The sequence below is a fragment of the Paenibacillus hamazuiensis genome (assembly GCF_023276405.1).
In the GTDB taxonomy this organism is placed as follows: Bacteria; Bacillota; Bacilli; order Paenibacillales; family NBRC-103111; genus Paenibacillus_AF; species Paenibacillus_AF hamazuiensis.
Map to the genome: position 1 here is coordinate 4,178,088 of NZ_JALRMO010000001.1, position 25,252 is coordinate 4,203,339.

Genomic DNA, 25,252 nt, shown 5'->3' on the forward strand with positions numbered 1-25,252 from the left:
GCCCCCCGTTCAGTCGTAAATACGACTTTTCATGTATTCTTTCGGGGTCACATTCGTATATCTTTTAAACAGTTGGCTGAAATGCCTCGGGTCCTTCATGCCAACCCGAATGCAAACTTCGTAAATTTTGTACCGGTTCGTGCTTAACAGCGCTTTGGCTTTCTCGATCCGATATTCGGTGATGTAATCGTTTACGGTCATCGACGTGTTTTTTTTGAAAGCATGCATCAAATTCGAAGGGCTGGTGTACAGTTTTTCGGCTATCTCGCCGACCGATAAATTTTTATCGTAATTCCGCCGGATATAATCGATTGCATCTTTGACCACCTTGTCCGTGCCGGCCGTTTTCCTGCTGCGAAGCTGCTTCAGGACGACAAGCAGATCTTGAATCAGCTTCGCCTTATAAATGCTCTCCGTCATCCTTTCCTTACGGATGGCGTCCGCTACTTTGTTCACCGAGGCGAGCAGCTTGTCGTTCTCGATCGGCTTCATCAAATAATCCGAAACGCCGTACGCGATGGATCCCCGGGCATATTGAAAATCGTCGTATCCGCTCAGTACGATCACCTTCGCCGTGACCCCGCGGTTTCGCATTTGTTCCATGAACCCGAGCCCATCCAAAAAAGGCATATTCATATCGGTTAAAATAATATCGGGTTTTAACCGGACGGCCATCTCGAGGCCGGTTTCCCCGTCCTCGGCCTCGCCTACGACTTCAAGATGATGCTCATGCCAATCGATCGTAGTTTGCAAACCGACCCTGACAAAATATTCATCGTCGACAATGAGTATTTTCAAGACACTGGCGGAATTTGCGGCCATCGATCCCGACCTCTCCTTGCTTCAAAATACTTACAAAGCTGTATTTATTTTATCTGAATATTTTGAAGCTGTCGATGCAGGAATTACTGATGATCGCCTACGGCTCTTGCCATTGCCTCGGCTCTTGGCGCCGCCGATTCATGAATACCAAGGAGAATGCAACCGCCGTGAGGATAATTCCCAGCACTTGAAATCCCCCGAAGCTGAATTCGCCTCCCATAACGATGCCTATGAGCAGCGAAGAGAGAATGGCTCCCAGGTTTCTTGATGTACTGAATAAACCGGATGCCACACCGATGATTTCTTTTGGAGAACTTTTGAATAGAGCCGCTTGCATGCCGACATTGTTCAACCCGTTGCTGATACCGAATGCAGCCAATGCCAGACAGACGCTGATAAGCGGAGAAGTTTGATTCCATGTCACGATCCATACGGACCCGAGTGTCATCAGGATTGCGGACACGAGCAATGCCGGCCTGGGTCCCGATTTATCGATCCATCGTCCTGCCAGCGGAGAAGCGACGAGCGAGCATACTCCCAAACTTAACATGAGAACTCCTGTATGAAACTCGCTGATATGACGCACCGTTTGCAAGTAGGACGGAATCCCGAAAAAGAGGGCGTAAAACAGTAAGTTTACGACCATGAACTGGACATTAACCCAAGTGATCGCCGGATATTTGGCCAATGTGCGCAAAGGTATGAAGGGTGACGACGTCTTTATCTCATGACGTACGAAAGCACCCAGAAGAACAAGGCCTGTCAGCCCGACAACGACATATGCCAACGAGACATGCCCGGATGATTTTACCGACAATAATCCGACGAGCAGGGGAACCAAACCCGCTGTGAAGAGCAAAATCCCCGGCGCATCGATCAAATCCAACCATTTACGAAAGGATATGCCCGATACAACGGTTGGTGAGGTTTCATCCTTTGGAATCATCCTCCAAGAGAATAGAAAGCTTGCCGCTACGAACGGAATATTGACGAAAAAAATAGCGGGCCAGTCCCACCAGTGAATCAAAACTCCGCCGATAAAAGGTCCAATGGCTGCCGCTCCGGATTGGAAGATGGTCACAACGGACAGTGCGGTCGCTTGTTTCTCCTTAATATGAATACGCATAATAGCCATTCCGGCCGAAATCGTCATGCTTGTTCCGATGGATTGTACAATGCGCAGCACGAGGAGCCACCCGAAGTTTGGCGACAGCGGAGCTGATAACGATGCGGTGAAGGCTACAATAAGCCCGGCAAGGAATATGTTCCTGCGGCCGAATAAATCGCTGGCCTTTCCCACGACAGGATTAGAGATAGCACTTGCAATATAAAAGGTGAAAATAATCCAGGAAACAACGGTAAAGTCAAGCTGGAACTCATGCTGCAGCCTGGGAATAGCGACGGCGACCATCGAAGAATTTAACGGGTTGAGCAGCATCCCCAGTCCTACGGAAATCATCAACCACCAATTGCGAGCATTCATTTCGATTCCCTCCCATAATGTCTTGATGACATCGTACTTGAAATCAATTATTTACTCCAACGCATTTTATGTTATGATTTCATTGACTGAAAGGAATGAATGGAGGGGTCGAAGTGGAACTTCTTCAATTGCAATATTTTCTCGCGGTGGCCCGATTGGAACATATGACCGAAGCGGCGCGAAGTCTGCATGTTACTCAGTCGTCGCTAAGCAAAACGATCGGGCGCCTGGAGGAAGATCTGGGGGTGCCCCTGTTCGATCGGACCGGGAGGAAGCTGCGGCTTAATGAATACGGAAACAGATTTCTTCGCCGGGCGGAAAAGGCGTTGTTTGAATTGGAACAGGGGAGGCAGGAGCTCAGCGATTTGTCCAACCCGGAATACGGCACGCTGAATTTGGCGGTGAATACCGCAGGTATGCTGCCCCATATCCTACATGAGTTTAGGAAAAAACGGCCCCATATCCATTTTCATGTGCAAATGCTGACCACGCAGGAAATGGTTACGCTTATTCATCGGGGAGAGGTCGACTTCTGCTTATCCTCCCCTCCTATTGAGGAAGATGACATAGAGTGTCAAATCGTATACATCGACCCCATCCTCATAGCTGTTCCGGCGGGGCATCGGCTGACTGACCGAAGCAGCGTGTCCTTGCCGGAATTAAAGGATGAATGGTTTGTCGGCGTTAGGAAAGGCCACGGCACTCGCGATCTATTGGACTCTGTATGCGAATCGGTCGGGTTTACACCCAAATATGTGTATGAAGGAAATGAACCCGCCAGGTTAAGCGCTCTTGTGGAAGCCGGAATCGGCATTGCCTTCATACCAAGCACGGCAATGAATCTACGGGACCGTATGCATTATCTCCAAGTAGAGGGACACGAGTTGGTGCGGGAGATTGCTTTATTATGGCGCAAAAGCCGTTACATTTCGCGGGCGGCTCTGGAATTCCGCGAGGTAGTTTTGGAATATTTCGGGTCGATATCCAAGAAGACAAATTAAACATGCCTCACCATCTTGTTTTGGGGCGAAAAAACTGCCCTCACCCTGGAGTTTCAGGGATCGGGCAGTTCGTCCCGTTCCATCGGGTTAAATCCCTAAAGGAACTATATACATGCCTGCCAGCGGGTCCTTCTTGACGGCAACTTCAACTCCGTATATCGTTTTCACCATTTCTTCCGTAATCACCTCATCCGGCGCGCCGGCCCCAACGATCTCTCCGCTTTTCATCACGATAAGCAGATCGCTGTAACGAATCGCCTGGTTAATGTCATGCAGCACCATCACGATAGTCAGCCCGTGTTCGGTGTTCAGGCGTTTGATCAGTTCGAGCAGCTCGAACTGGTAATAAATATCCAAGTATGTCGTCGGTTCGTCCAAAAATAAAAACGGCGTGTTCTGCGCGAGCGACATCGCGATCCACACCCTTTGCCTCTCTCCGCCGGACAGCCGGTCTATGGTCAACTTCCGGACAGCTTGCAGATTAGTGCGGGTGAGCGCCTGCTCCACAGCCTCCGTGTCCTCCCCGGCGGGAGAAGCAAACATACTTCTGTGGGCCATCCGTCCGAAGCCGACCAGCCTCTCCACCGTCATATCCGAGGGAGCATCGTTATGCTGGTGCACGACAGCCAGTTTTTTGGCAAGCTCCTTCGGCTTATAAGCGGCGATCGCCTTGCCGTCCATGACAACCTGACCGCTGCGCGGAGTAAGATTGCGCGACATCACGCCGAGAAGCGTCGATTTGCCGCAGCCGTTCGGACCGATAATCGTCGTTATTTTCCCGGTTTCTATTGTGCCGCTCACCGACTTCAACTGATCGGTTTTGTTATTGTACGAAAACGTTACCGCTCTAATTTCCATGAAGCCGTTCACTCTTCCTCAGTAAAAATATTAAAAACGGCCCGCCGATGACTGTCATAATAATGGAAGCCGGTATTTCCGAAGGCGCGAGAACGGTCCTTCCAAGCGTGTCCGCGAGCAAAATCAGCAAGGCGCCGGCAAGAGCCGAAAAAGGGATAAGCACCTTGTGGTCCGAGCCGACGAGCAGCCTGGAGATATGCGGGATAAGAAGTCCGACAAAGGCGATTAATCCACCGATGGCCGTAGCGGCAGCCGCCAGCAAAACAGCGACGATCGAAACAACGAGCCGCGCCTTGGTTACGTTAAGACCCAGGTTTTGGGCCGATTTATCCTGCAGGGACAGCAGGTTGCACCATGAAGCAAGCATCAGCGCGACAATAAGTCCCAGAGTGCCGTAAATGGCCATCACTTGAACATCGCCCCACGTTTTCATCGTAAATGTCGACGTCGTCGCCGGGTTGATGCTCGTCACCGCGTAGCTGCCCCGGTAGTTAAACGATTGCCCCAAACCGGCGAAGGTCGCGTTAACCGCGATGCCTACCAATATAATGCGGATCGGACTGAGACCGCTTTTCCACGATAGCGAATAAACGAGAAAACACGCTATAGCCCCTCCTAAAAATGCAAACAACGGCAGCCAGAAAAAAAACGTTGGAAACAAGGTGACAAACAGCAGGGAAAACACTCCGGATCCCGAAGAAATGCCGATGACGCCGGCGTCGGCGAGCGGACTTCTCATCACCGCCTGAAGGAGCACACCGGACACCGCCAAAGCCGCTCCGACAAATAAAGCGACAATAATTCTCGGCAAGCGCAAATCTTTAATCACCTGCACGCTTTTGTTCGTTCCGCTAATCAGTCCTTGGATGAGCTCCAGACCGCCCACCTTGATGCTTCCTGTGGTTGCCGATACCACCGTAAGCACAACCAGCAAAACAACCGCAACAATCATACTCGCCCATGTTTTTTTCATTGTATGGTTCCTTCATATACGAAATAATGGCAACGTGCTTCCGCCGTTTACGGATACAGCATTTTCAGCAAAGCTTGGAGCGCTTTAGGCGCAGCGAGGTTCCCGGTCGTGCCGAACAGCTCCTCCGGCAAGTCGTATACCCGATTGTGTTTGACCGCTTCGAAATGCTTCCATATATCGTTTTTCTTAAACTCCTTGTCGAACATCTCCACTACCTCTTCGGGCAAGCCGTGGGCCGCCCTGAGAATGACATCGGGATTCGCCTGCTGCAAATATTCGGTGTTGGAAGCCAAATATTCCACGGTCTCTCCCTGCACGATATTTTTCCCGCCGGCGAGCCTGACAAGGTCGCCGATATAAGAACGTTCGGTGGCGACCAAATAACTGCCGGGCACCCCCAATAAAATCAGAACCGACGGCTGCTTCTTACCTTCCGTTTGTTCCCTCACCTCAGCCATCGTGTGGTTAAATTCGGCTATGATCGCCTCCGCCTGCTTCTCCTTACCGTATCTCGTTCCAAGCGCCCGTATCGCTTCGTTCATCTTCTCCACGCTGGTCAAGTCGAGAAAATCCGCATGGATTCCGGCATTTTTAAAAACGGGGGCCAGATCGTACTGCAAAGTCGTAACCGACAATACGTCGGTCGGGGCGAGCGATTTTACGACCTCCATATTGGGACTCATCGGATTGCCGATTTGTGTGACGCCATTATACCGTTCCGGCAATTTTTTATAGCTTTTCGGAATGCCTATCAAATCTACCCCGAGCGCATCCATCATTTCCGTAACAGCCACGGTAGTCGCGACCACCCTGCGGTCACCTGACGCGTCACCCGGCGGCGAAGCGGCAATCGATTCTCCGGTGCCCCCGGAGCAACCTGCAAACAGCAGCAGCAAGCCGGCAGCCAGCACTGATCCTAGCCATGTCTTCATGGTGCTGCTCCTCCTTTCCCCTGTATCCGAAAAATCATGGAGGACGCCGGTATCCCGGCATCCCCGATCGGATTAGAGCCACGCCACGAATTACTTGCCGCCGTTCAGCAGGGCCATAATCAACGTGACCGCCTCCGCTCTCGTTGCTCTGTCGTTCGGTGCAAACACGTTGTTGTCTCTGCCGTTAATAATGCCTTTCTTCGCCGCAGCCGCCACCTGTGCGTACGCCCACTGCGGAATTTGCCCCGCGTCCGCGAAAGACAAGCTTTCATTGTGGTCAACCGGAAGGCCTAACGCTCTGACAACCATAACCGCGATCTCCGAACGCGTAATTTGCCGTTCCGCACGGAACGTATTATCTTCGTAGCTGTTCACAATACCCGCTCCTACGGCTTGCTCCAAATATGGCTTTGCCCATGCCGGAATCGAGCCAATATCCGCATACGCCAGCTCCGCCTGCTTGCCTTCCAGCTTGAGCGCACGTCCGATCATTGCCGTAAACTCGGCACGGCTCACCTCGCCATCAGGACGGAAGCTGCCGTCCTCATATCCGTCGACAATACCGAGCGCCACGGCACGTTCAATCGCTGCTTTAGCCCAGTGGTTTTCAATGTCGCTCAGGCTCGTTGGCGTTCCTGTTTCCGTTGCAGCCGGATTTTCAGCTGCGGATTCGGAGCCGGCAGCCTCTTCGTCCTGAACTTTTTTGCCTAACGCATCAATGTCGAACACAAAATCGACGTCTACCTTCTCAATCTTTTTCTGAAGCTGGGGAATATAACCGTCATTGCTTGCTTCCGCTGCTTCCACATCTTTTTTATGCTGCTCCAGCTCGGCTTCCGTCGGTGGAACGACTATATCCAGCTGCACATGCACCGGTACGGTCAAATCCTTCGCCTCAAAGCTGACAACCCGTTTGTTCGCCGTCTCATCTTTGCTTACTTCCGTGGCGGAATTCAGAACCTTTTCGGTGGTCACCGTCAAACCGGATGCTGCGGCATTTTCAATCTCCTTTTCCGATTCCACCTTGAAATCGTCCACCTGCTTATGGTCGTTGATCGTCAAAGAGACGTTTCTCTTGCCGTCTTTCACAATCAATTTGGCAGGGTGCTCGAAGACGTCGTTGTATCTGGATTCCAGGTTGTTCCGATGCTGCAGCACCTTGAAATTCAAATCGTATTCGCCGTTTTTCAGCGTGGCCACTACCGCGCCGGAGCCGCCGCCGAGGTTCGTATCCGAGCTTACCTTTTTGGCGCTTGCTTTATCGAACGATATCTCGATGTCGTAGGAGTGGAAATAGTTCATTTCCGCCCAATCGATTTTAACCCAGCCTTTGAGTTTCGCGGACAAGTCTTTCACTTCAAAGCGGACAACACGGGTGTTTTTATCCTGGTTTCTTTCGATAACCTCGGTTTCCGTCAAGGAACCGTTCACTTCCGTTTTAAACGAAGTAATCTCCTTGCTTTGCTTGAGCGTCATGGAAAAATATTGCTTGCCGCCTTCGACGCTAAGTATACCCGGTGTAATGACATAGTCCTGCATCACGGATTTTTGGTCGGTTTCGTATTTCAAAATCGTGTAGTTCACCGTGTACTTGCCTTCGGCCAGGTTGGAGCTGCCGGTTGATCCGCCGCCGGTGCCGCCGGTGCTGCCGCCCCCCGTCGATCCGCCGCCTGTACCCCCGCCTCCGGTCGAACCGCCGCCGGTGCCGCCGCTGCCGTTTCCGGGATTTGACGGATTCCCCGGATTCGTTGGCGTCACTGTACCTACAGGAGATACGCTAAGAAATAGCAGCTTATACGACGTTTCAGTGCCTCCCGAGGATAACGTGATTGCATACGTTGCCGTCAAATCGTCGGCTTCAAACTGCAAATTTGTACCCGCCCGTTCATCGGCCAGCACTCTTACGAGGCCCGGCTGCTGCTTCGCGGAGTACTGCGGTACGATTTCCTTGTTCACCGTGCCATCGGCATTCAGCTGTACGATTTTGCTTGCCGTTACGCCGTTTTTCAGCTTGAAGGTCGCCAGCTTTTTGCCGTTTTGGACCTTCAGACTGCCGCCGGATTCAACCAAGCTGCCGATCGGAGCAGCAGCCGGATCATCGGGTGCTGCTGCAAAGGTGAAGCTGTATTGACCGTCGTTAACCGGTTTGGACAAATCCGCCACCGTAATGCCGCCGAAGCCGATTTCAACGTCGTATTCGTGATCGTAAATACCGATCGGGGCCGGCAGCTCCCAGTAAATTTTCACCCAGCCGTCGATTTTTTTGTTCAAATCTTCCGCTTCAAATTGAACGGTTCTCGTATTGGCTGCGCTGTCTCGGCTGACAACGGTCGTTTCCGTTAACTCCGAGTCCGCATTCAGCTTTGTTTTGAAGCTTTTAATTTCCGCGTCCTGCTTCAAAGTAAACGAGACGTATCTTTTGCCTCCCTCGACCTTCAGTTTGCCGCTTGTTTGATCCACATAATCGTACATAACGGACTGATCGGCCGTTCCTTTTTTATAAATCATAAATTCGAGCTTGTATTCGCCATCAGGTAATTGAACGGTTCCCGGGGCCGTGATAACCGACGAAGCAAATGCGTTTACTGCCGTCTGCAAAGCGGCCAATGCTTGATCCACCTGCTCCTGTGCCGCCGACGTATTGGCAGCCACAGCTTGTGCCGCCGAAATGGCTGCCGACAATGCCTCCTTCGAGCCCGCCGGATACTGTCCTGCCGCAGTTCCTTCAACGGCCGCGTTATGCTTCGCCTGCGCATCGGCGATCAGCGCGTTTAAAGCTGCTTTATTGACCGGCCCCGGAATGACCGGCAGGTCGCTGAAGCCGATTTGAACGTTGTATTCGTGGTCGTAGATTCCAATCGGGGCCGGCAATACCCAATAAATTTTTACCCAGCCGTCTACTTTGTTCGTTACATCCTCCACTTCAAATTCCACGGTCCGTTCGTTGGCGGCACTGTTTCTAGCGACCACCGCTGTCTCCGTTAACGGAGAGCTTGCATTCAGCTTCGTTTTGAAGCTCAAAATTTCCGTGTCCTGCTTTAAGGTGAACGATATATATTTCTTGCCGCCTCTTACGGATAATTTTCCGCTTGTTTTGTCTACATAATCGTACATTACCGACGGCTCGTTTGTATTTTCCTTGTAGATGGTGAAGCCGATCGGGTATTCGCCGTCCGGAATTTCTCCCGTTCCGGTTCCGGGATTGGGATTAGGATTCGCCACAATAACGGACGCTTTGAATGTATTCAAAGCTTGCTGAAGCGCCGCCAGAGCAGCTGCGGACTGTGCGGCCGTACCCGTTAACCGGGAAGCTTCTGCCCCGGCGATATTAATCGCCGTCTGAAGCGCCGTTTTCGCCGCTTGCGGATACTGGCCCGGCTCCGTGCCAACCACCGCAGACCGATAGGCCGCCGTCGCTTCCGCTATAGCTTGTGCCAGCGCGCCATTATCCACATTATTAAAATTCAAGCGTATATCGTATGTTTGATCATAAGATTGCGCAGGCACTACGATACGTACCTTCGCGTCAAGCAGCGAAGACAAGCTGTCGACCGCGAATTGGACCACTCTCGTATTTGCCGCCGTGTCCTCGCTAACGACAGACGCATCGACGTATTGACCGCCTGTTTTCACTTTGAATTCTTTGATGAGAGAGCTGCTTTTTAGCGTCAAGGAAGCGTAGGTAACGTCGTTGTCCGTTGTGATGACAGCCGGTTTCACGAAATAACTGTCTGCGCTGGAGAAAGCGTCGTTTGTCGCATGAACGGTTGAGTAGTAAAGCGGGTAAGATACCGTTACCGTCGCTTTAAAAGCGCTCAACGCCTGATCCAAAGCCGTGCCCGCTTCATAGATTTGCGGCCTGGTCGCCGCCAAATTGGCCGCCGTTTCCTTGGCTGCGGCAATCTTGGCCTGCAGCGCGTTTTTTGCCGCCTCATAAGCCGCTTCCGCTCCCGGGATAACAGCCGCCGCGTCCAGCAGCTTTTGCGCTGCAGCCGCAGCTTGACTCAAAGCATCGAGCTGATCCGCATTGAAGCTGAGGTAAGTGACTTGGTCCGCTCCGTTCACTTTATACCGGAGATACGTTAACCCGAGCCATTTTGTATTTTCATTCACATTCGATCTTCTGACGGTTACTTGAAACATTTGTTTATTCGTATCCGTGCCTTTTTTAAAGGCGGGAACGGCCGACTCTACGGCGGTGTAGCCGCCGGTGCTTGAAACGTTCGGCGCCTTCACATCGGTAATATTCGATGAGGTGTTAAACGTGATGTTCGCTTTGGTCCCCGTATCTGCTCCTTTAGTACCGATAAATGAAGCGGTACCGGCGATCAGCGATGAATGAGCAGATGGAACGGTTGTCGGATTCAGCGAATCCAGGGCAATCACTTTTACCGAATCAGAACTGATTATGTAATAAGAATCCTTGGCGGAGTTGTATTGTCCGGTGAGTATCCTCACGGCATCGTCGACTTCAGCTTGTGTTGCCTTGGGATTGTCGGCTACTTTCCGCGCCTTCTCGATCGCACTCGTTATCGTGTTTTTAGGACCTACAATGAACTCGCCCGGCGATACGGGAACGAGGGTGCCGCCCGGATTGCCTTCCGCGTAACCGGCCTCTTTGATTCCGTCTCTGAATTCAGTTACAACGGCAATGAGCGAATGAAGGACCCTTTTGTCCGCGGAATATCTCGATGCTGTAAAGGTCTCGTAAGCCGCCATCAGTTCATTATACGCTGCTTTGATTGCGGCGGATGAGGTATTCCCGGATGCGATGAAATTTTCCGCCTGCACGATCTTCGTATAGAACGTCAGCTTGCTGCCTGCCGGCACGTCTCCCAAACCGTTCCCTTCATATGTGCTTTCATACACAGATTTGGAGACGGACACAAGACTTTGCAGCTGTACGATCGTTACCGGCTGTTCGGGCTCGCCGCCGGTCCCCCCGCCGTCGTTTCCTCCCGAGGGAAGGCCTGACGTATCAATTTCCAACTGAACGTTATACCAATAATCATATTCAAAACCGGTTCCAAACTCGGGAGCATTCTTGATCACGACATGCATGAGCACATCTTGTTTTTTGGTAATGTCTTCGATATTGATCGTGGCGATTAAATTGCCGGATCCGTTATCTGCGGTCCGGACAGGGAAAGGCGTATAACCTTCCGTCCCTGCAGCCGTATTGGCTGCCGCATTAATGACCGCCTTGGCGGCGCCGGGATTACGATAAGCGAGATATTGAAAATAGCCGTAATATTGCGGAGCAATTTCATGCTCAAATTTTATTTTGCCGTTTTGAACGATAAGTTTGCCTGAACCGGGAACGGACAAATACAGATTTGCAGCCGAGTCATAACCGGTGCCATCCTTCACATACCGGTAGCTGACCGGATATACATTATCCGGAATAGCTGCAGCCGCGTCCGCTGTTCCGGAATTTATATGCAGGGCGGTCAGCAGTGACGACAGGAACAATGCCAGCGACAGGCATAAAGCTACGGACTGCCTTATATTGCTTTTCAACACTTAGGTACACTCCTTCTTTATCGGTCTTGGAGCAAAGCCAAAACGAAAAGCGGTCGGAAATAAAGACCACTTTTCGCCTCGGCACATTTTGTTATGGATGAAATATCAGTTCCAATGGATGGTCAGAGGGTACAGCGCAGCATGCTGACCGGGAACACTGACATAAAGATACGTATTGATGTCGGACGTAGGATTGGAGTTCGTGAAAGTAAAAACGGAATCGCCATTGGCGTTAACCGTCGGATAGTAGGTTACAAAAGTGCCGGATCCGTTATCGGCTTGCAGGTAGTCATAATATTCTCCCGCCAAAGTAATGGTAACGGTAGTGCCGGTTACGTCGGCAGGGCCGGCGATGAACCCGTTGAGATGCGAGTTAAATGGCGATGAGGGGTTATTGTCATAGTAGAACTCATAAGATGAGCTGGCGGCAAAAGCCGGAACCGCAAACGCAAAAGCAATCATAAATACCAACAGCATCATCGAAAACGATTTTTTTGTCGACAGTCTCATAAATAAACACTCTCCTTGTTTTTTGAAAATTTTGGGTTAATCGAGAATAGAGACGCGATTTTGTATTGATAATAATAATCATTATCAATACAATCACAAAAAAAATTACTGCAGAGCTGCCTGACTGTGAGAAGCACACCGCATACTCCTCCGTGCAAAACATCCGTCACCGGAGCCGCAATAAATCAAGCTCTACCCAGGCTTTGGTGATGAAACAGGCTCAATCCCCCCTCTCCTTGACGCATGGATATGTGCCACAGAGAAAAGACTATGCAGAGATAATGATAATCATTATCAATCATGCTGTAAAAAAAATGCTTCCCGTGGCAGAGGTACATTTCATTTCGCAACCGTGTACCCCTTGTCTTCAACGCCGGCAACGTGTACATCGCTGTCGACACCATGATTTTAAACATATATGAGAAATTATGTCAACCCCTTTTTCCTCATTTTTACTCTGTAGCCTGCATACGCAACAAGTGCGGCTGCTACGACGGCACTTAACACGATCGGCCACATGTACCCGGATTTATCGGACACAGGTTTGCCGTTACCGGCATCGTCCGGGGATAGGTTGCCGGTCTCAACGGGCACACGCACTCCCTGAGCCGCAGGCACGCTCCCTCCCGCCGGCGCGGATGCCGTGGCGTCGCCTCCCTGCATCGCAGGCGGCTCGGATGCCTTCGCCGGCTGCGCATTCGCCGACTGTTCCGGTGCCGGGCTCGTCGCTGCTCCCGCTCCTGGGACGCCCCCGCCGCCGGCCGTCGCCGATGGTGCGCTCCCTCCCGCCGGCGCGGATGCCGTGGCGTCGCCTCCCTGTACGGCGGGCGGCTCGGATTCCCTCGCCGGCTGCGCATTCGCCGCCTGTTCTGACGCCGGGCTCATCGCTGCTCCCGCTCCCGGGACGCCCCCGCCGCCGGCCGTCGCCGCAGGCATTCCGTCCATTGCCGGGGCAGTCTTATCGGCAGCATTTCCGCCCCCCGGTTTTGCAGCCTCCGCAGCTTTTATACTTTTTTCGTCGAACACAAACCGTATCGTGTAGTCATGATCGTAGTCGATTTTCTCTACGGTAACGTGAATTTTCAACGGCAAAGGTTTCGACAGGTCGTCCACCGGAAAACGGACAACTCGGGTATCGGCGGCGTCATCCGATCTTACGATCTGTGCATCCTTAAATCCTCCCCGATCGGGAGCCTTGAAGACGGTGATCCATTTGCTGTGATTCATCTGAACCTGCAGCTCCATCCGCCCGTCGAAAACAAAAAGTTCGGCCGGTTTTTCGAAATAATCGTTAGCCATGGAAACGGAATCGTTCTCCGCTTGTTTAACCAAATAGCCGACTGTGTAGGTCCCGTCGGATAATTTATCGGCAGCAAACACTCCCGTCGCCGCAAACAACGAACTCGAAAGCAGCAGCGATAAAGCCGGAATCATCATCCAAGTTTTAACGATTTTCACGTGTATCTAATCCTCCTTTTTCTTGGTAATGATAATCATTATCACTTAATAGTCGCAATTATTCCTTCCTCTCCGCAAACTGCGGATTTTTTGCTGCAAGCAAGCCTTGCATACCAACATTCAACCGACGTTAACCGTTATGTTTAGCGCAGGTTTACACCATGCCAATCCCCTTCTTTCGCTTGGAATTTTGTGGAGAAACATAGCTGAGATAAATACGTGTAAGATCGTATCCTACCCATATCGGCATTGTCAACCTCGGAACTCACTTCATAACTTGGACGAGCCGGCCCCAAATTTTTCTAAATTTTGAATTGACACCGATAATGAGATTCATTATCATTTAATTGACAATGATATTCATTATCAATTACAAATTGATTTGGCAGTGGGAGGAATCGCATGAAGAAATACTGCTTGCTACTTGCAGCTTTTTTTCTTTTTGGAACAGCGGGATGCGGCTCATCTGCATCCGAAGGCTCCGCGCATACGGCTTCGGGCGGCGGCGGCAGCTCCGAAGCAGCGGCAAAATCGGCTTCCCCGGCAATCTCCATCACAGACTTTGCCGGACGTAAAATCGTGTTCGATACCGTTCCAAGCAAACTTGTCGCTTTGGGCAATGGCGAAATGGACATCGTTTACGCTCTTGGCGGCAAGCTGGTGGGACGTCCGAACTCGCCCGGAACGGCTGCGGTCAAGGAGGCGTCGGATGTGGAGCAGGTCGGCTCCACCCACAGCATCGATTTGGAGAAAATCGCTTTTCTCGAACCGGACGCCGTGCTTGGGAACAATCCGCTTAACATGAAGGATATCTCTGCCGTTGAAGGCGCCGGCGCTAAAATGGTGTTAAGCAGCGCCAACTCCATCGACGAAATCAAAAAACAGATTCAATTGTTCGGCCAAATGCTGCAAAAAGAGCGGAAAGCGAGTGAGCTGATCGCCGCCATAGACGGCAAGGCAACTGCTCTTAAAGCAGCGCAGAGCTCCGGGAAACCGAGGGTTTTGCTGGTGTACGGCGCTCCCGGCACCTATATGGCCGCTTTGAACAACTCGTTAAGCGGCGACATTCTCGCGACAGCCGGGGGAGAAAATATTGCCGCCGACTATCCCTCGTTGGATAACTACCCGCAGTACGCCCAGCTCAATACGGAAAAAATCGTGAAGTCGAACCCGCAGCTTATTCTCATCATGACCCACGGAAACGCGGATAAAGTTAAAGACGGGTTTATTAAAGAAATGCAGCAAAACGCCGCCTGGAACAGCCTGGATGCCGTTAAAGCGAACCGTATCGAGGTTTTGCCGGCAGATTTATTCGGCACGAATCCCGGTACCGGTATCGTCAAAGCGCTCGATCTGATGAAACAGCTGCTTGACAAGGCCAAGTGATGACGATGGATATTCAGCAGCGAAGCTTCAGAAGAAAACTGACCGTCATTTTGACGCCTATTTTTCTTGTTTCTGCTTTCCTGTACGGTCTTACCTACGGCTCTGTCCCGATATCGCTTCATGATATATGGACCGTCTTCACGGCCGACGGGCAGCCGTTTCAAGAAAAAATTATTATGAATTTACGGCTGCCCAGAGTATTGGTCGGACTGCTGACCGGGGCATGCCTCGCGGCTTCCGGCGCTTTGCTGCAAGGCGTGATGAAAAATCCTTTGGCCGACCCCGGCATCATTGGAGTATCGGCCGGCGGCGGTTTGGCCGCCGTCATCTCGATGATTGTATTTCCCGAGCTCAGCTATCTGCTCCCGATGATGGCGTTTTTGGGTTCATTTCTCACTTCAATTGTTATTTACTCGCTGGCTTGGGATAAAGGAGCCTCGCCTTTAAAAATCATATTGGCCGGAGTTGCCGTCAACGCTTTACTTGGCGCGGTTACAAGCGGGATTATGGTCATATTCAGCGACCGGGTGCAGGCTGTGCTGCCTTGGCTGGCCGGCGGGCTCAGCGGTCGGAGCTGGCATCATCTCGGATTTATGGCCCCCTATGCCCTTGTCGGACTTTGTTTGACCGCATTTGCGGCGAAGCCTTCGAATCTTCTGCTCCTGGGCGACGATTCAGCCAAGCTGCTCGGCCAGAACGTTGAGCTTCAACGGTTTCTTCTTATATTATTGTCATCGTTGCTCGCTGGCGCTGCTGTCAGCGCAGCCGGCTTGGTCGGATTTGTCGGATTGGTGGTACCGCATGCGATCCGGCTGCTGACCGGCGAAGATTACCGCTTCCTGCTTCCGCTATCCATACCTGCAGGTGCCGCTCTTGTCGTGCTGGCCGACACCATAGCCCGTTCATGGTTCGATCCGATCGAGCTTCCCGTCGGCATTCTGCTGGCCGGACTAGGCGCGCCGTTTTTCCTATTTTTATTGAAGAAACGGGGAATCATGCCATGACAGCCGTGCAAACCGGGAATATTATGCTTAGGGTGGGCGCTTTTCAGCTTCATGATATATCGCTGGCTATTCCTGCAGGTCAAATTACCGCTATCGTCGGTCCCAACGGCTCCGGAAAATCGACATTGCTGCAGGTCTTCGCCCGTTTGCTGAATGCGGATCAAGGTCAGGTGATCATCGACGGAAAACCGCTGAAATCTTACAAGCCGGTTCAATTTGCGCAAACCTTATCCATGCTCCCCCAATCGAAAAACGTTATGCCCGATCTGACCGTTCGGGAACTGGTTTCGTACGGACGTTCTCCTTACAAACGTCTGTTCGACCGTATGACGTCGGAGGACGAAAACATAGTGGATTGGGCCATGGAAGCGACGGGGACAAAAAGACATGAAAACCGGATGTACCATACTTTATCGGGAGGTGAACAGCAAAAAGCTCGTATTGCTCTGGCGTTGGCGCAAAGGACGGATATTATCCTGCTCGATGAGCCTACCACTTTTCTGGATATCGCCCATCAGCTGGAAGTTATGGACATGCTGCAGCAGATTAATCGGGAGCACGGCCTTACCGTCATTATGGTGCTGCACGATCTCCAGCAGGCCGCAAATTACTGCCACTATATGATTGCCATGAGGCAAGGCAAAGTTTTGGAAACCGGAAAACCAAAGGAAATAATCAATACCCATTTTATGGAAAAAGTGTACCGAATCGAAGCGAAAGTAAAGTTTGAGGACGAATACCCTATCATCATCCCTATCAAAACTTTAGAGGCAAACAGGAGGAGTTATTAATGGTCATCGTTACAAATACATCGCAAATAACGAAGGGAAATGCGCATAAGCTGATCGAGCGGTTTGACAAAGTAGGCAAAGTGGAAACCATGCCCGGTTTTCTTGGCCTGGAGGTTCTACTGACGGAAAATACCCAAGAGTATGACGAGGTGACTGTCGTCACAAGGTGGGAGGAAAAAGAAAGCTTCCACGCCTGGACGCGCAGCGACGCCTTCAAGGAGTCGCATTCCCATGGAAGAGAAATACCGGAGTACATCGTTTCCAATAAAATTTCGTTTTATGACGTAAAAATCGTAAGGCGGCCGATTGCCGCAGCTCAGTGATATAAATATATCTACATATTTAATAAGAAACAGCCCGTGCTTCATTAAAGAAGACGGGCTGTTATCTTATTCCAGCGCCCCATAGATGACGGAGCGCAAACGCGGATGAATGTATGGCTCGAGGCTCGGCAGCATCTGCTGCATATAAACGACGGAAAGCTGCTCCGCAGGGTCGATCAGCACCCACGATCCGGCCAGGCCGGCCCAGCCGAATTCGCCTATCGATCCGTTGCAGCCGCCTTCCGCGGGATCGACCATAACCCGTACCCCCAGCCCATAGCCGTACCCTTTCTGCTGCAGCCAATTGTAATCTTTCATCTGCTGCGGTCCCAAATGATTGGAGGCCATCAGCTGCACCGTCTTGCGGCTCAATATCCGGGCTCCATCCAGCTCGCCGCCTCTCGCCAGCGCCTGCGCAAACCGGGTGTAGTCGCCGATCGTCGACAGAAGACCCGCTCCGCCGCTTTCATACCTGCATCCCGGCTGATACGGGACTTCCATATCCAATTTAGGGGTCAGCGTCCCTTCTTCCGAACGCTCATACATCGTACAAAGCCTATCGCGCTTATCCTCGGGAATACGGAAGAAAGTGTCATGCATCCCTAACGGTTCGAATATTTCCTTCTTTAAAAATTCGCCGAATGTTTCTCCGGACAGCACTTCGATCAATGCGGCAAGGACATCATGGCTAGTGCCGTACTTCCAGTGCGTGCCGGGGTCGAACGCAAGCGGAATGGCGGCAAGCGCTTTGGACAATGCGCGCATGTCCATCGTTTCGGCAGCGTTTGCCAGCGCCGCACGGGTGAGCCGTTCGGTTTCCAGGCCGTCTCCGCCGTAGGTAAGCCCCGAAGTCATCATGAACAGATCTTTGACCCGTATGGACGAGGTTGCCGGGGATACGGTTCTTACGCCAAAATCGTTATACCGGTAAACCTGCGGATTTTTAAACTCCGGCAAATACTCCTCGAGAGGATCGTTCAGCAGATAAAGTCCCTTTTCATACAGCTTGAGAGCCGCCACGCAGGTAACGACTTTCGTCATGGAATAAATGCGATAAATCGTATCGGGTTTTATTTCGGTTTTCTTTTCCAGATCTGCATACCCGAAGTGCTCCCGATACACGACTTCTCCGTTTTGGACCACCGTACAGGCGCATCCGGCAGGCCCTTTTTCCACCCATCCCTGAAGCAGCGTACTTAAACGTTCATGTAACCTTTTCATAACCGAACACTCCCATCGCTACATTGATCGTTTGATACTCCTTCCTCAAGCTTTCTGTCAGTCCCAGCCGTTCGTATTGCTCGGGCGGAGCGTCATTCTCCGGCATCATCCGTACCAATCGGCCGATCATCGACTTCCCGATTTCCGGGGCGGTCCACTTACAGCGCTGCTCCGGATCCTGAAAAATATCATACAACAAATTTTGGAAATCGTCCATACGAATTGTAAACCCTTTCAGAACTAAATGCCCTGTAGAACGCGTATTTCCTTGCCTTTATGGATGTACGCTTTTGATAAACTTTTAGCTCGCATATAATAGTAAAAAATCAGTATTCCCACATACGGAGGGATTCGAATGTCCGACTCTCAAGAAATCATATTTAAAGTAAAACGTATATATGCCCCTCCCTCCCCGCAAGACGGTGTCCGTATCCTGGTCGACCGGCTTTGGCCACGGGGAATTTCCAAAGATCAGGCGTCAATCGACGAGTGGATGAAGGAGATCGCGCCCAGTCCCGATCTCCGAAAATGGTTCGGCCACCGGCCGGAACGATTCGCGGAATTCGCTAAACTTTATGAACGTGAACTGGAGGAAGACCCTTCCCATATCCCGCTTGTCCGCAGACTGCTCGAAACGGCCGCCGATCGGCCAGTCACATTGATCTATTCCGCCAAAGACCCGATCCATAATCACGCCGTTGTACTGCAAAAATGGCTTAATCGCCAAGGAGGCTAAGATCAGATAAAGTCGCGAAAAAGAAGCCGGGGGGCACTGCCTCCCGGCTCTTTCAATTCCCCCCTCCCCGCAGATTTTATGGCTAATTGCCGAGTATTCATGTAAAATTGAAATACTTAGGGAAAATCTACATGGAGGCATTATGAAATTTCGATCACCGTCTTATTTATTCAAGCTGATGTTATTTTCCATCTTGATCGGCACCATACCGGTCATTCTTTTGGGCACCTTTGCTTACTACAATTCCTCCAGGGCCGTACAGGACAAGGTAAACGAGAGCAATAAGCAGCTTATGCAGCAAATGCAGATGCGCGTCGAGCAGACGCTCAGGACGATTGACAACTCGGCAACGCAGCTGCTGCAGTCCCCCGTCGTCACCGGCGCCTTCGATAAAAGTATATCGAATCACGACTTCGAAATGGTGCATGAGCTGTTTAAAGGCATTGCGCAAATTCAAACCTACGAGCTCGGCATCAAAGATGTTTTTCTGCTGAGCCTCAGCAAGGATTGGATGGTCTCGAGCACCGGTGTAAACGAATACAGCTCATTGGACTTTAAGCCACAGCTCGAAGCCTTCTCCCGTGCGGCAGCGGGCTCCTTCTGGACACGAGGAGCGGACAATCAGGCGAATTCCTTTCAGTCCATCTACTTTGTGAAGAAGTATCCTTTTAACGCCGTCAATCCGAAAGGGATCATTTGCGTCGTGCTGTCGTCCGATGTGATGAAGGAGTTTATTTCGTCTCAGAACGACAAACTCGGCAGCGCGTTTATTCTGGATCAAAATTTCCGCATCATCGATCATCGCGACCGGGCTCAGCTGGGAAAGAACATGTCGGAACAACCCTACTTGAAGCCCCTTCTCGAAACGCAGGACGCTTTGGGCCAGTATACCGCCGAGCTGGATGGAGAGACGGTCACCGTCACATACCGGAAGTCCTCCTACAACGGCTGGAATTATGTTTCCGTGGCCTCCAACGAACAGGTGAACGCGCAAAATAAAATCATCGGCTGGATGACGTTGCTCGTATGTTTGGCCATCCTGCTGGTCACGCTGATTCTCGCCTGGTTCGGATCCAAGAAGATGTACAGCCCGATTCGATCCATCTATACGGCTCTGACCGGCATTCCTTCCACGGGCGACGCCCGGAAGCCAACCGGCGAGCTTCAGCTGATCGGGGAACGCGTCAACTATTTGATCCGAAACCAATCGCTGATCATGAATGAGCTCAGGGGGCAGCAGGTGCAGCTCAAGGAATTTTTCGTGCAAAAATTGTTTGGCGGCGCCATCCGTCCGGCAGATTTCGAGGAAAAATTGGGCCTGTACGGTTTGGATAAGCCGTGGCCTTCCATGTGCGTGCTGGCCGTTCAAATCGATACGCTGAAGGATACAAAGTATGAGGAGACGGACCGGGATTTGCTCATGTTCGCCATCGGCAATATTGTCGGCGAGCTGGTGCCGGCCGAGCAGAGGCTGGTTCCGGTGGTCACGTCGGATTTCCAGGCGACATTGATCGGCTCTCCGAAGGAAGGGGCCGAGTTTAAAGAGCAGATCTTTGCCCTGTCTGACGAGATCCAAAAGGCCATTTATCAATATTTGGACATGAAAGTGAGCATCGGAATCAGCCGACCGTTCGGCTCGTTCGCGGAAGCCCGGCAAGCGCTGCACGAAGCCGTGACCTCGCTCAAATACAGGGTGGGGCTGGGACAAGAATCGATTTTGTTTATAGAGGACGTACAGCCGCAGAAGAGCAATTTGTACATGTTCCCGCATGAAGTGGAGCAAAATTTGTTCGATGCGATCCGGGCGGGGAATGCGGAGCAGTCGGAAGCGGCCTTGAATCGTTTTATCGGGGAGCTGTTCCAGCCCAATACGCAGCATCGGGACTATCAGCTGTCGCTCTTGCGGTTTCTGGTCGACCTGCTCAAATTCGGGCAGGAATTGTCTATTCCCCTGGATCGGATTTCCGAAGATGAAGCTTCCTTGATCCAGTCTTTGTTCAAGCTTCGAAACGTGAAGGAAATGGAGATTTGGTTCCGGTCGACGTTTGTGCATCCTTACATTCAGGAGCTGAGCAGCCGCCGCGATTCCCAGTTCAAGCATATTTCGGAAGCGGTTATCGATATGATTCATCGGGAATTCGATTCGGACCTGACGCTGGAAAAGTGCGCTTCCCGCATCAATTATCACCCTCATTATGTGAGCCGTGTTTTCCGTCAGGAAACCGGCACCAATTTCGGCGAATATTTGGCGCAGTACCGGATTGACATGGCCAAGAAATGGCTGAAGGAGTCCGATCTGAAAATTGCCGAAATCGCCGAACGCCTGGGGTACAACAACTCCGCCAACTTTATTCGCTCCTTCCGTAAAATGGTGGGCATGACCCCGGGGCAATACCGCGAAGAGGGGTAAGGAGCGCACGGAACAAAGAACTCGTTTGTTCATCAAATGCTAACTTTGGCGTTTCTTCCGAATCCTCTCCCATTGCATAGTCCTTTCGGATCCGCTTGCGATCAGGAGGAAAAGGTCCGCTGGCCCTTTCCTCCCTCCGTCAACAAGCCTGATCACTTCGCCACTTTGGCGTATTCCGCATTCATTTCGTCTATGACCTTGCTTCCGCCGCTTTGCAGCCATTTATCCACGGCTTGCTTCCAGTCGTTTTCATTGATGGCCCCCATGATGAATTTCACCGTGGCATCCTGAATGATCTTGGAAAGCTCCTTGCCCTTCTCCGTCTCCGTATTGGAGATAAACGGCGCCGCAGGGTTGGCCAGGGCGATCTTCGCGTTGTCCTGGAACAGCTTTGTGCTGAGCTTCTCCAATTCCGTTCCATAACTTACAACTTCGTTTTGCAAAACCATAAACTGATTGCCGTCCGTAATTTCGGCCTTAATTTTCGGATCCGTATTCGGCTTATAGCTGCCGTTTTCCACGGTGTACTGCTTTCCTTCAATTCCGTACTTCATCAGGTTCTGGATATCTTTCTCGGATACTCTATCGAAATAAGTGAGAATTTGCTTCAGCTCCGCTTCCGTCTTCACGCTTGTTTTCGGAATCATGTACATGCCCAAAAAGCCGGAGCCGGCGCGGGTTCTTTCACCCTTCGGACCGGAGATGCGGTTGATCAGGTTAATTTGCGCACTCGGAACGACCTTTTTGATGTTATCCTCTATTCCTTTGCCGTCCAGCATATTATCGATCCAAAGTCCGGCTTGGCCTTTGTACATCACGGCCCGGCCATCCGGAATGAGCGCGAAGTCCTGATTGATGATTTTCTCGTCATACAATTTTTTGTAGAACTTCATCGTGTCCATGTAAGCCGGCGTCATATGGGCCGGAATGAGCTTGCCGTCCTTCAGCTCCCATTCGTTCGGACCGCCCATATAAGCCAGGATGTCTTTAAAGCCGGCTATAACTCCGCCCTGCATCCCCACGGCAAGCCCGATCGTGTCCTGTTTGCCGTTTTTGTCCGGGTCCCCCGTTGTAAAGGCCTTCAAAACATTATAAAGCTCATCCATATTTTTCGGCGGCTGCAGCCCCAGGTTCGTTAACCAATCCTGACGGATCATGAGGCCGAAGCGGGCGAGATCTCTCTCGCGGTACAAGCCGTAAATTTTGCCGTCGATCGATACGTTTTTCAATACGATATCCGACATCTTGCTCAGATTCGGGTAATTTTTAAGATATGGTCCGACCTCCCAGAACATGCCGGTGCGGGCTGCGTTAATAATGAAGGAAGCCTTCGGCTCCAGCGCCACAAACGTTTTCGGCAGCTCGCCGGATGCGACGGTCGCGCTTAATTTATCCGTGTAGGACGAAGCCGGCACCCACGACACGGTAAGTTTCGCATTTGTTTTTTCCTCGAGCTGCTTGAGAACCGAGCTGTCTGCGGGCATCGGCTCCGCGTTGTAGCTCGGCAGCATCATCGTCAGCTGAAGCGGACCTTGATTCGCTCCGTTTCCCTGGGTAGCTTGCTCTTTCCCGCCGCAGGCGGTAATGGCCAACGTTACCGAAGCGAGCAAAGCTCCGGTTTTGACCAGCGTCTTTCGATGTCTTCTGTACATGTAGAAATCCTCCCTTTTTCCTAATCCTATTATATCTTCAACCCTTAACCGAGCCTAGCAGTACCCCTTTGGCAAAATGTTTCTGCAAAAATGGGTATACAAGCAGGATCGGCAGGGTGGATATCACAATAACCGCCATCTTCACCGATTGCTCCGGCGGTGCGAATTCCGCATCCATCGCGGTGGAGTCCCCGATCCCGCCTGAGGCCAAAATGACAATCTGCCTTAAGAGCACTTGAATCGGCCATTTGGTATTGTCATTGATATACAGCACTGCGTTAAAGTACGTATTCCAATGTCCCACCGCATAAAATAACGAGAATGTTGCAATGGCCGGCATGGATAGCGGGAGCACGATGCGGAAAAAGATTCCAAGGTCGTTGCAGCCGTCGATTTTCGCGGATTCCTCCAGGCCGTCCGGCAGCTGTTGGAAAAAATTCCGCATAATGATCAGGTTAAAGGCGCTGATAGCGCTCGGAATCAGCAAGGACCAGTAGGAATTGATCATTCCCAATTGCTTGACCACCAGGAACGTCGGGATCATTCCTCCGCTGAACAGCATCGTGAAGACGACCAGCATCAGGATCGGCTTGCGAAAATCCATGTCTTTGCGGGCCAACGGGTATGCCATTAAGCACGTAAAGAAGATGTTGATCAGCGTACCTGTGACCGTGATGTAGATGGTAACCAGCAAACTTCTGACCAGCGTCTGAGTCGAAAAAATATATTTGTACGCATCCAGGGAAAACTCCGTCGGGAACAAGATGAATCCCCTCTGCAGCAATTCCTTCTGCGTAGCGAACGAGCCGGCAATGACATAGATGAACGGGATTACGGTAAGCAGTGCAAATGCGACGAGCAGCGCGATGTTTACGCTGTCGAATGCGCGGCTTCCCCAGCTTGGCTTGAGCGGCATAACGTGATTACCTCTTTTCTAGTAGAGTGTGTTAAAAAAACGTGCGAAGGAGAAGGGAATGTGCTGGAGGAGCGTTAGCGTTCGCCTTTGAAATCGTAAATTAACCTTTACATGAATTCATACATTTACGATTTCAAGAGCGACCGGAAGTACATCCCTACCTCCGAGCAACATAACTTTTTGAACACGCTCTAGTAGATACCTTCTTCTCCGAATTTTTTGGCCAAATAGTTGGATACGACGACAAGAATCAATCCGATGACCGACTTAAACAAGCCGACCGCCGTACTGAAGCTGTATTGTCCTTGACTGATCCCGACGGAGTAAACATAGGTGTCAAACACCTCTCCGACCTCCCGGTTCATCGCGTTCAGCATCAGGAAGATTTGCTCAAAGCCCGTATCGAGAAAATGACCCAATCGCAGAATCAGCAAAATGACGATAGTGCTGCGAATGGCCGGCAGGGTAATATGCCACAGCTGGCGGAGCCGGTTCGCGCCGTCCATGCGTGCCGCTTCATAGAGCTGCGGGTCGACGCCGGCCAGCGCCGCAAGGAAAATGATCGTGCCCCAGCCCGTTTCTTTCCATATGACCTCGGCTGTAATGATCGTCCTGAACCACTCGTTGCTCACCAGAAAATTGATTTTTTCTCCGCCGAAACGAACGAGCATTTCGTTCACAATGCCGCCTTCCGTCGTTAAGAAGATGTAGGCGATCCCCACGACGACCACCCAGGACATAAAGTGGGGAACGTAAACCAGCGTTTGCACGGTCCTCTTGACGAATTCCTGCCTCAGTTCGTTTAACATAAGCGCGATTACGATCGGCAGCGGAAAGAAAAACAGGATATTATAAGCGGCAAGAATGAGAGTATTCCGGAAAAGGACGAGAAAATTCGAATCGCTGAAAAAGCGGTCGAAGTGCTTGAGCCCTACAAACGGACTGTCCCAGAAGCCGAGAAACGGCTGATAGTCTTTAAATGCGATGAAAATTCCGTACATCGGCCAATACTTAAAAATAAGAAAGTACAATAGACCGGGGAGGACCATAAAATAGAGCCACCGGTTCCGCACGAGTCTGCCCATCAATGTCGCCGACCTCGCGGACGAAGATGCGGGGACCCGCGCATTCAAACTTGTTTGCATGCTGCTTCCTTCCTTTCAATTCTCCATGGCATTTGGTTATGACCGTGAAACTGCAGCTTTATCATACTCGGGGGATCCGATTGCCGTCGATAGTCCCTGCTTGTTCAG

Annotated in this window: 20 protein-coding genes; 7 read left to right on the top strand and 13 right to left on the bottom strand. The window is 51.3% G+C overall.

All coding sequences use genetic code 11. The features are described 5' to 3' along the window. Positions 1-9: 9 nt before the first annotated feature. Together MYS68_RS18225 and MYS68_RS18230 are read right to left on the bottom strand one after the other, a co-directional pair. Positions 10-822 carry a response regulator transcription factor gene (locus MYS68_RS18225; RefSeq protein ID WP_248927207.1) on the bottom strand — a complete coding sequence of 271 codons (813 nt, stop codon included), beginning with the start codon at positions 820-822 and terminating at the stop codon, positions 10-12. A 97-nt stretch (positions 823-919) separates the two neighbouring features. Beyond that, on the bottom strand, positions 920-2,305 hold the full coding sequence (locus MYS68_RS18230) for an MFS transporter (protein ID WP_248927208.1): 1,386 nt from the start codon (positions 2,303-2,305) through the stop codon (positions 920-922). Between the two features lie 113 nt (positions 2,306-2,418). On the opposite strand from MYS68_RS18230, the gene MYS68_RS18235 reads away from it, so the two are divergent. Continuing rightward, entirely contained in the window at positions 2,419-3,306 is an 888-nt protein-coding gene (locus MYS68_RS18235) for a LysR family transcriptional regulator (RefSeq protein ID WP_248927209.1), read from the top strand. Between the two features lie 87 nt (positions 3,307-3,393). On the opposite strand, the gene MYS68_RS18240 is transcribed toward MYS68_RS18235, so the two are convergent. From MYS68_RS18240 to isdC, 6 genes are all read right to left on the bottom strand, one after another. Continuing rightward, positions 3,394-4,164, bottom strand: a complete 771-nt coding sequence (locus MYS68_RS18240) for an ABC transporter ATP-binding protein (protein WP_248927210.1) — start codon at positions 4,162-4,164, stop codon at positions 3,394-3,396. Beyond that, on the bottom strand, positions 4,154-5,137 hold the full coding sequence (locus MYS68_RS18245; RefSeq protein ID WP_248927211.1) for a FecCD family ABC transporter permease: 984 nt from the start codon (positions 5,135-5,137) through the stop codon (positions 4,154-4,156). The genes MYS68_RS18240 and MYS68_RS18245 overlap by 11 nt, the downstream gene beginning before the upstream one ends. Positions 5,138-5,184: 47 nt before the next feature. Beyond that, positions 5,185-6,069 (bottom strand): heme ABC transporter substrate-binding protein IsdE, encoded by an 885-nt coding sequence (gene isdE / locus MYS68_RS18250; RefSeq protein WP_248927212.1) that lies wholly within the window; start codon positions 6,067-6,069, stop codon positions 5,185-5,187. Positions 6,070-6,159: 90 nt separating this feature from the next. Further along, positions 6,160-11,592: an NEAT domain-containing protein gene (locus MYS68_RS18255; RefSeq protein WP_248927213.1), complete on the bottom strand. Its 5,433-nt coding sequence runs from the start codon at positions 11,590-11,592 to the stop codon at positions 6,160-6,162. A 105-nt stretch (positions 11,593-11,697) separates the two neighbouring features. Continuing rightward, positions 11,698-12,102, bottom strand: coding sequence for a hypothetical protein (locus MYS68_RS18260; RefSeq protein WP_248927214.1), 405 nt, complete (start codon positions 12,100-12,102; stop codon positions 11,698-11,700). Positions 12,103-12,528: 426 nt separating this feature from the next. Then, the gene (gene isdC / locus MYS68_RS38560; protein ID WP_420852138.1) at positions 12,529-13,560 is read right to left on the bottom strand and encodes a heme uptake protein IsdC; all 1,032 of its coding nucleotides are present in this window, start codon (positions 13,558-13,560) and stop codon (positions 12,529-12,531) included. A gap of 402 nt (positions 13,561-13,962) precedes the next feature. Between isdC and MYS68_RS18270 the strand changes: the two genes are divergently transcribed. Genes MYS68_RS18270 through isdG form a run of 4 tightly spaced genes read left to right on the top strand, consistent with a single transcriptional unit; the run spans position 13,963 to position 17,064 of the window. Continuing rightward, a complete protein-coding gene (locus MYS68_RS18270; RefSeq protein WP_248927215.1) occupies positions 13,963-14,946 on the top strand; it encodes an ABC transporter substrate-binding protein in 984 nt (327 codons plus the stop codon). Positions 14,947-14,951: 5 nt separating this feature from the next. Next, positions 14,952-15,950: a FecCD family ABC transporter permease gene (locus MYS68_RS18275; protein WP_248930947.1), complete on the top strand. Its 999-nt coding sequence runs from the start codon at positions 14,952-14,954 to the stop codon at positions 15,948-15,950. Then, entirely contained in the window at positions 15,947-16,741 is a 795-nt protein-coding gene (locus tag MYS68_RS18280; RefSeq protein WP_248927216.1) for an ABC transporter ATP-binding protein, read from the top strand. Before MYS68_RS18275 ends, MYS68_RS18280 begins: the two co-directional genes overlap by 4 nt. Further along, positions 16,741-17,064, top strand: a complete 324-nt coding sequence (gene isdG, locus MYS68_RS18285) for a heme oxygenase (protein ID WP_248927217.1) — start codon at positions 16,741-16,743, stop codon at positions 17,062-17,064. Before MYS68_RS18280 ends, isdG begins: the two co-directional genes overlap by 1 nt. A 66-nt stretch (positions 17,065-17,130) precedes the next feature. Here the strand turns inward: isdG and MYS68_RS18290 are convergent, their stop codons facing one another. Together MYS68_RS18290 and MYS68_RS18295 are read right to left on the bottom strand one after the other, a co-directional pair. Continuing rightward, positions 17,131-18,285 carry a serine hydrolase domain-containing protein gene (locus MYS68_RS18290; RefSeq protein ID WP_248927218.1) on the bottom strand — a complete coding sequence of 385 codons (1,155 nt, stop codon included), beginning with the start codon at positions 18,283-18,285 and terminating at the stop codon, positions 17,131-17,133. Then, positions 18,269-18,502 (bottom strand): hypothetical protein, encoded by a 234-nt coding sequence (locus MYS68_RS18295; protein WP_248927219.1) that lies wholly within the window; start codon positions 18,500-18,502, stop codon positions 18,269-18,271. The genes MYS68_RS18290 and MYS68_RS18295 overlap by 17 nt, the downstream gene beginning before the upstream one ends. Positions 18,503-18,640: 138 nt before the next feature. Between MYS68_RS18295 and MYS68_RS18300 the strand changes: the two genes are divergently transcribed. Together MYS68_RS18300 and MYS68_RS18305 are read left to right on the top strand one after the other, a co-directional pair. Further along, entirely contained in the window at positions 18,641-19,021 is a 381-nt protein-coding gene (locus MYS68_RS18300; protein WP_248927220.1) for a DUF488 domain-containing protein, read from the top strand. Between the two features lie 142 nt (positions 19,022-19,163). Then, positions 19,164-21,431, top strand: a complete 2,268-nt coding sequence (locus MYS68_RS18305; RefSeq protein WP_248927221.1) for a helix-turn-helix domain-containing protein — start codon at positions 19,164-19,166, stop codon at positions 21,429-21,431. A gap of 152 nt (positions 21,432-21,583) precedes the next feature. On the opposite strand, the gene MYS68_RS18310 is transcribed toward MYS68_RS18305, so the two are convergent. From MYS68_RS18310 to MYS68_RS18320, 3 genes are all read right to left on the bottom strand, one after another. Further along, positions 21,584-23,083 (bottom strand): extracellular solute-binding protein, encoded by a 1,500-nt coding sequence (locus MYS68_RS18310; protein WP_248927222.1) that lies wholly within the window; start codon positions 23,081-23,083, stop codon positions 21,584-21,586. A 37-nt stretch (positions 23,084-23,120) separates the two neighbouring features. Then, positions 23,121-23,999, bottom strand: coding sequence for a carbohydrate ABC transporter permease (locus MYS68_RS18315; protein WP_248927223.1), 879 nt, complete (start codon positions 23,997-23,999; stop codon positions 23,121-23,123). A gap of 191 nt (positions 24,000-24,190) precedes the next feature. Further along, on the bottom strand, positions 24,191-25,144 hold the full coding sequence (locus MYS68_RS18320; RefSeq protein WP_248927224.1) for an ABC transporter permease: 954 nt from the start codon (positions 25,142-25,144) through the stop codon (positions 24,191-24,193). Positions 25,145-25,252 lie beyond the last annotated feature (108 nt).

Bases quoted from the DNA above. Each gene is read 5' to 3' on its own strand.
- MYS68_RS18280 (WP_248927216.1), top strand. From the start codon at position 15,947: ATGACAGCCGTGCAAACCGGGAATATTATGCTTAGGGTGGGCGCTTTT.
- MYS68_RS18225 (WP_248927207.1), bottom strand. From the start codon at position 822: ATGGCCGCAAATTCCGCCAGTGTCTTGAAAATACTCATTGTCGACGAT.
- MYS68_RS18295 (WP_248927219.1), bottom strand. From the start codon at position 18,502: ATGGACGATTTCCAAAATTTGTTGTATGATATTTTTCAGGATCCGGAG.
- MYS68_RS18290 (WP_248927218.1), bottom strand. From the start codon at position 18,285: ATGAAAAGGTTACATGAACGTTTAAGTACGCTGCTTCAGGGATGGGTG.
- MYS68_RS18245 (WP_248927211.1), bottom strand. From the start codon at position 5,137: ATGAAAAAAACATGGGCGAGTATGATTGTTGCGGTTGTTTTGCTGGTT.
- MYS68_RS18275 (WP_248930947.1), top strand. From the start codon at position 14,952: ATGGATATTCAGCAGCGAAGCTTCAGAAGAAAACTGACCGTCATTTTG.
- MYS68_RS18305 (WP_248927221.1), top strand. From the start codon at position 19,164: ATGAAATTTCGATCACCGTCTTATTTATTCAAGCTGATGTTATTTTCC.
- isdG (WP_248927217.1), top strand. From the start codon at position 16,741: ATGGTCATCGTTACAAATACATCGCAAATAACGAAGGGAAATGCGCAT.
- MYS68_RS18320 (WP_248927224.1), bottom strand. From the start codon at position 25,144: ATGCAAACAAGTTTGAATGCGCGGGTCCCCGCATCTTCGTCCGCGAGG.
- MYS68_RS18300 (WP_248927220.1), top strand. From the start codon at position 18,641: ATGTCCGACTCTCAAGAAATCATATTTAAAGTAAAACGTATATATGCC.
- isdE (WP_248927212.1), bottom strand. From the start codon at position 6,069: ATGAAGACATGGCTAGGATCAGTGCTGGCTGCCGGCTTGCTGCTGCTG.
- MYS68_RS18260 (WP_248927214.1), bottom strand. From the start codon at position 12,102: ATGAGACTGTCGACAAAAAAATCGTTTTCGATGATGCTGTTGGTATTT.
- MYS68_RS18230 (WP_248927208.1), bottom strand. From the start codon at position 2,305: ATGAATGCTCGCAATTGGTGGTTGATGATTTCCGTAGGACTGGGGATG.
- MYS68_RS18315 (WP_248927223.1), bottom strand. From the start codon at position 23,999: ATGCCGCTCAAGCCAAGCTGGGGAAGCCGCGCATTCGACAGCGTAAAC.
- MYS68_RS18240 (WP_248927210.1), bottom strand. From the start codon at position 4,164: ATGGAAATTAGAGCGGTAACGTTTTCGTACAATAACAAAACCGATCAG.
- MYS68_RS18270 (WP_248927215.1), top strand. From the start codon at position 13,963: ATGAAGAAATACTGCTTGCTACTTGCAGCTTTTTTTCTTTTTGGAACA.
- MYS68_RS18310 (WP_248927222.1), bottom strand. From the start codon at position 23,083: ATGTACAGAAGACATCGAAAGACGCTGGTCAAAACCGGAGCTTTGCTC.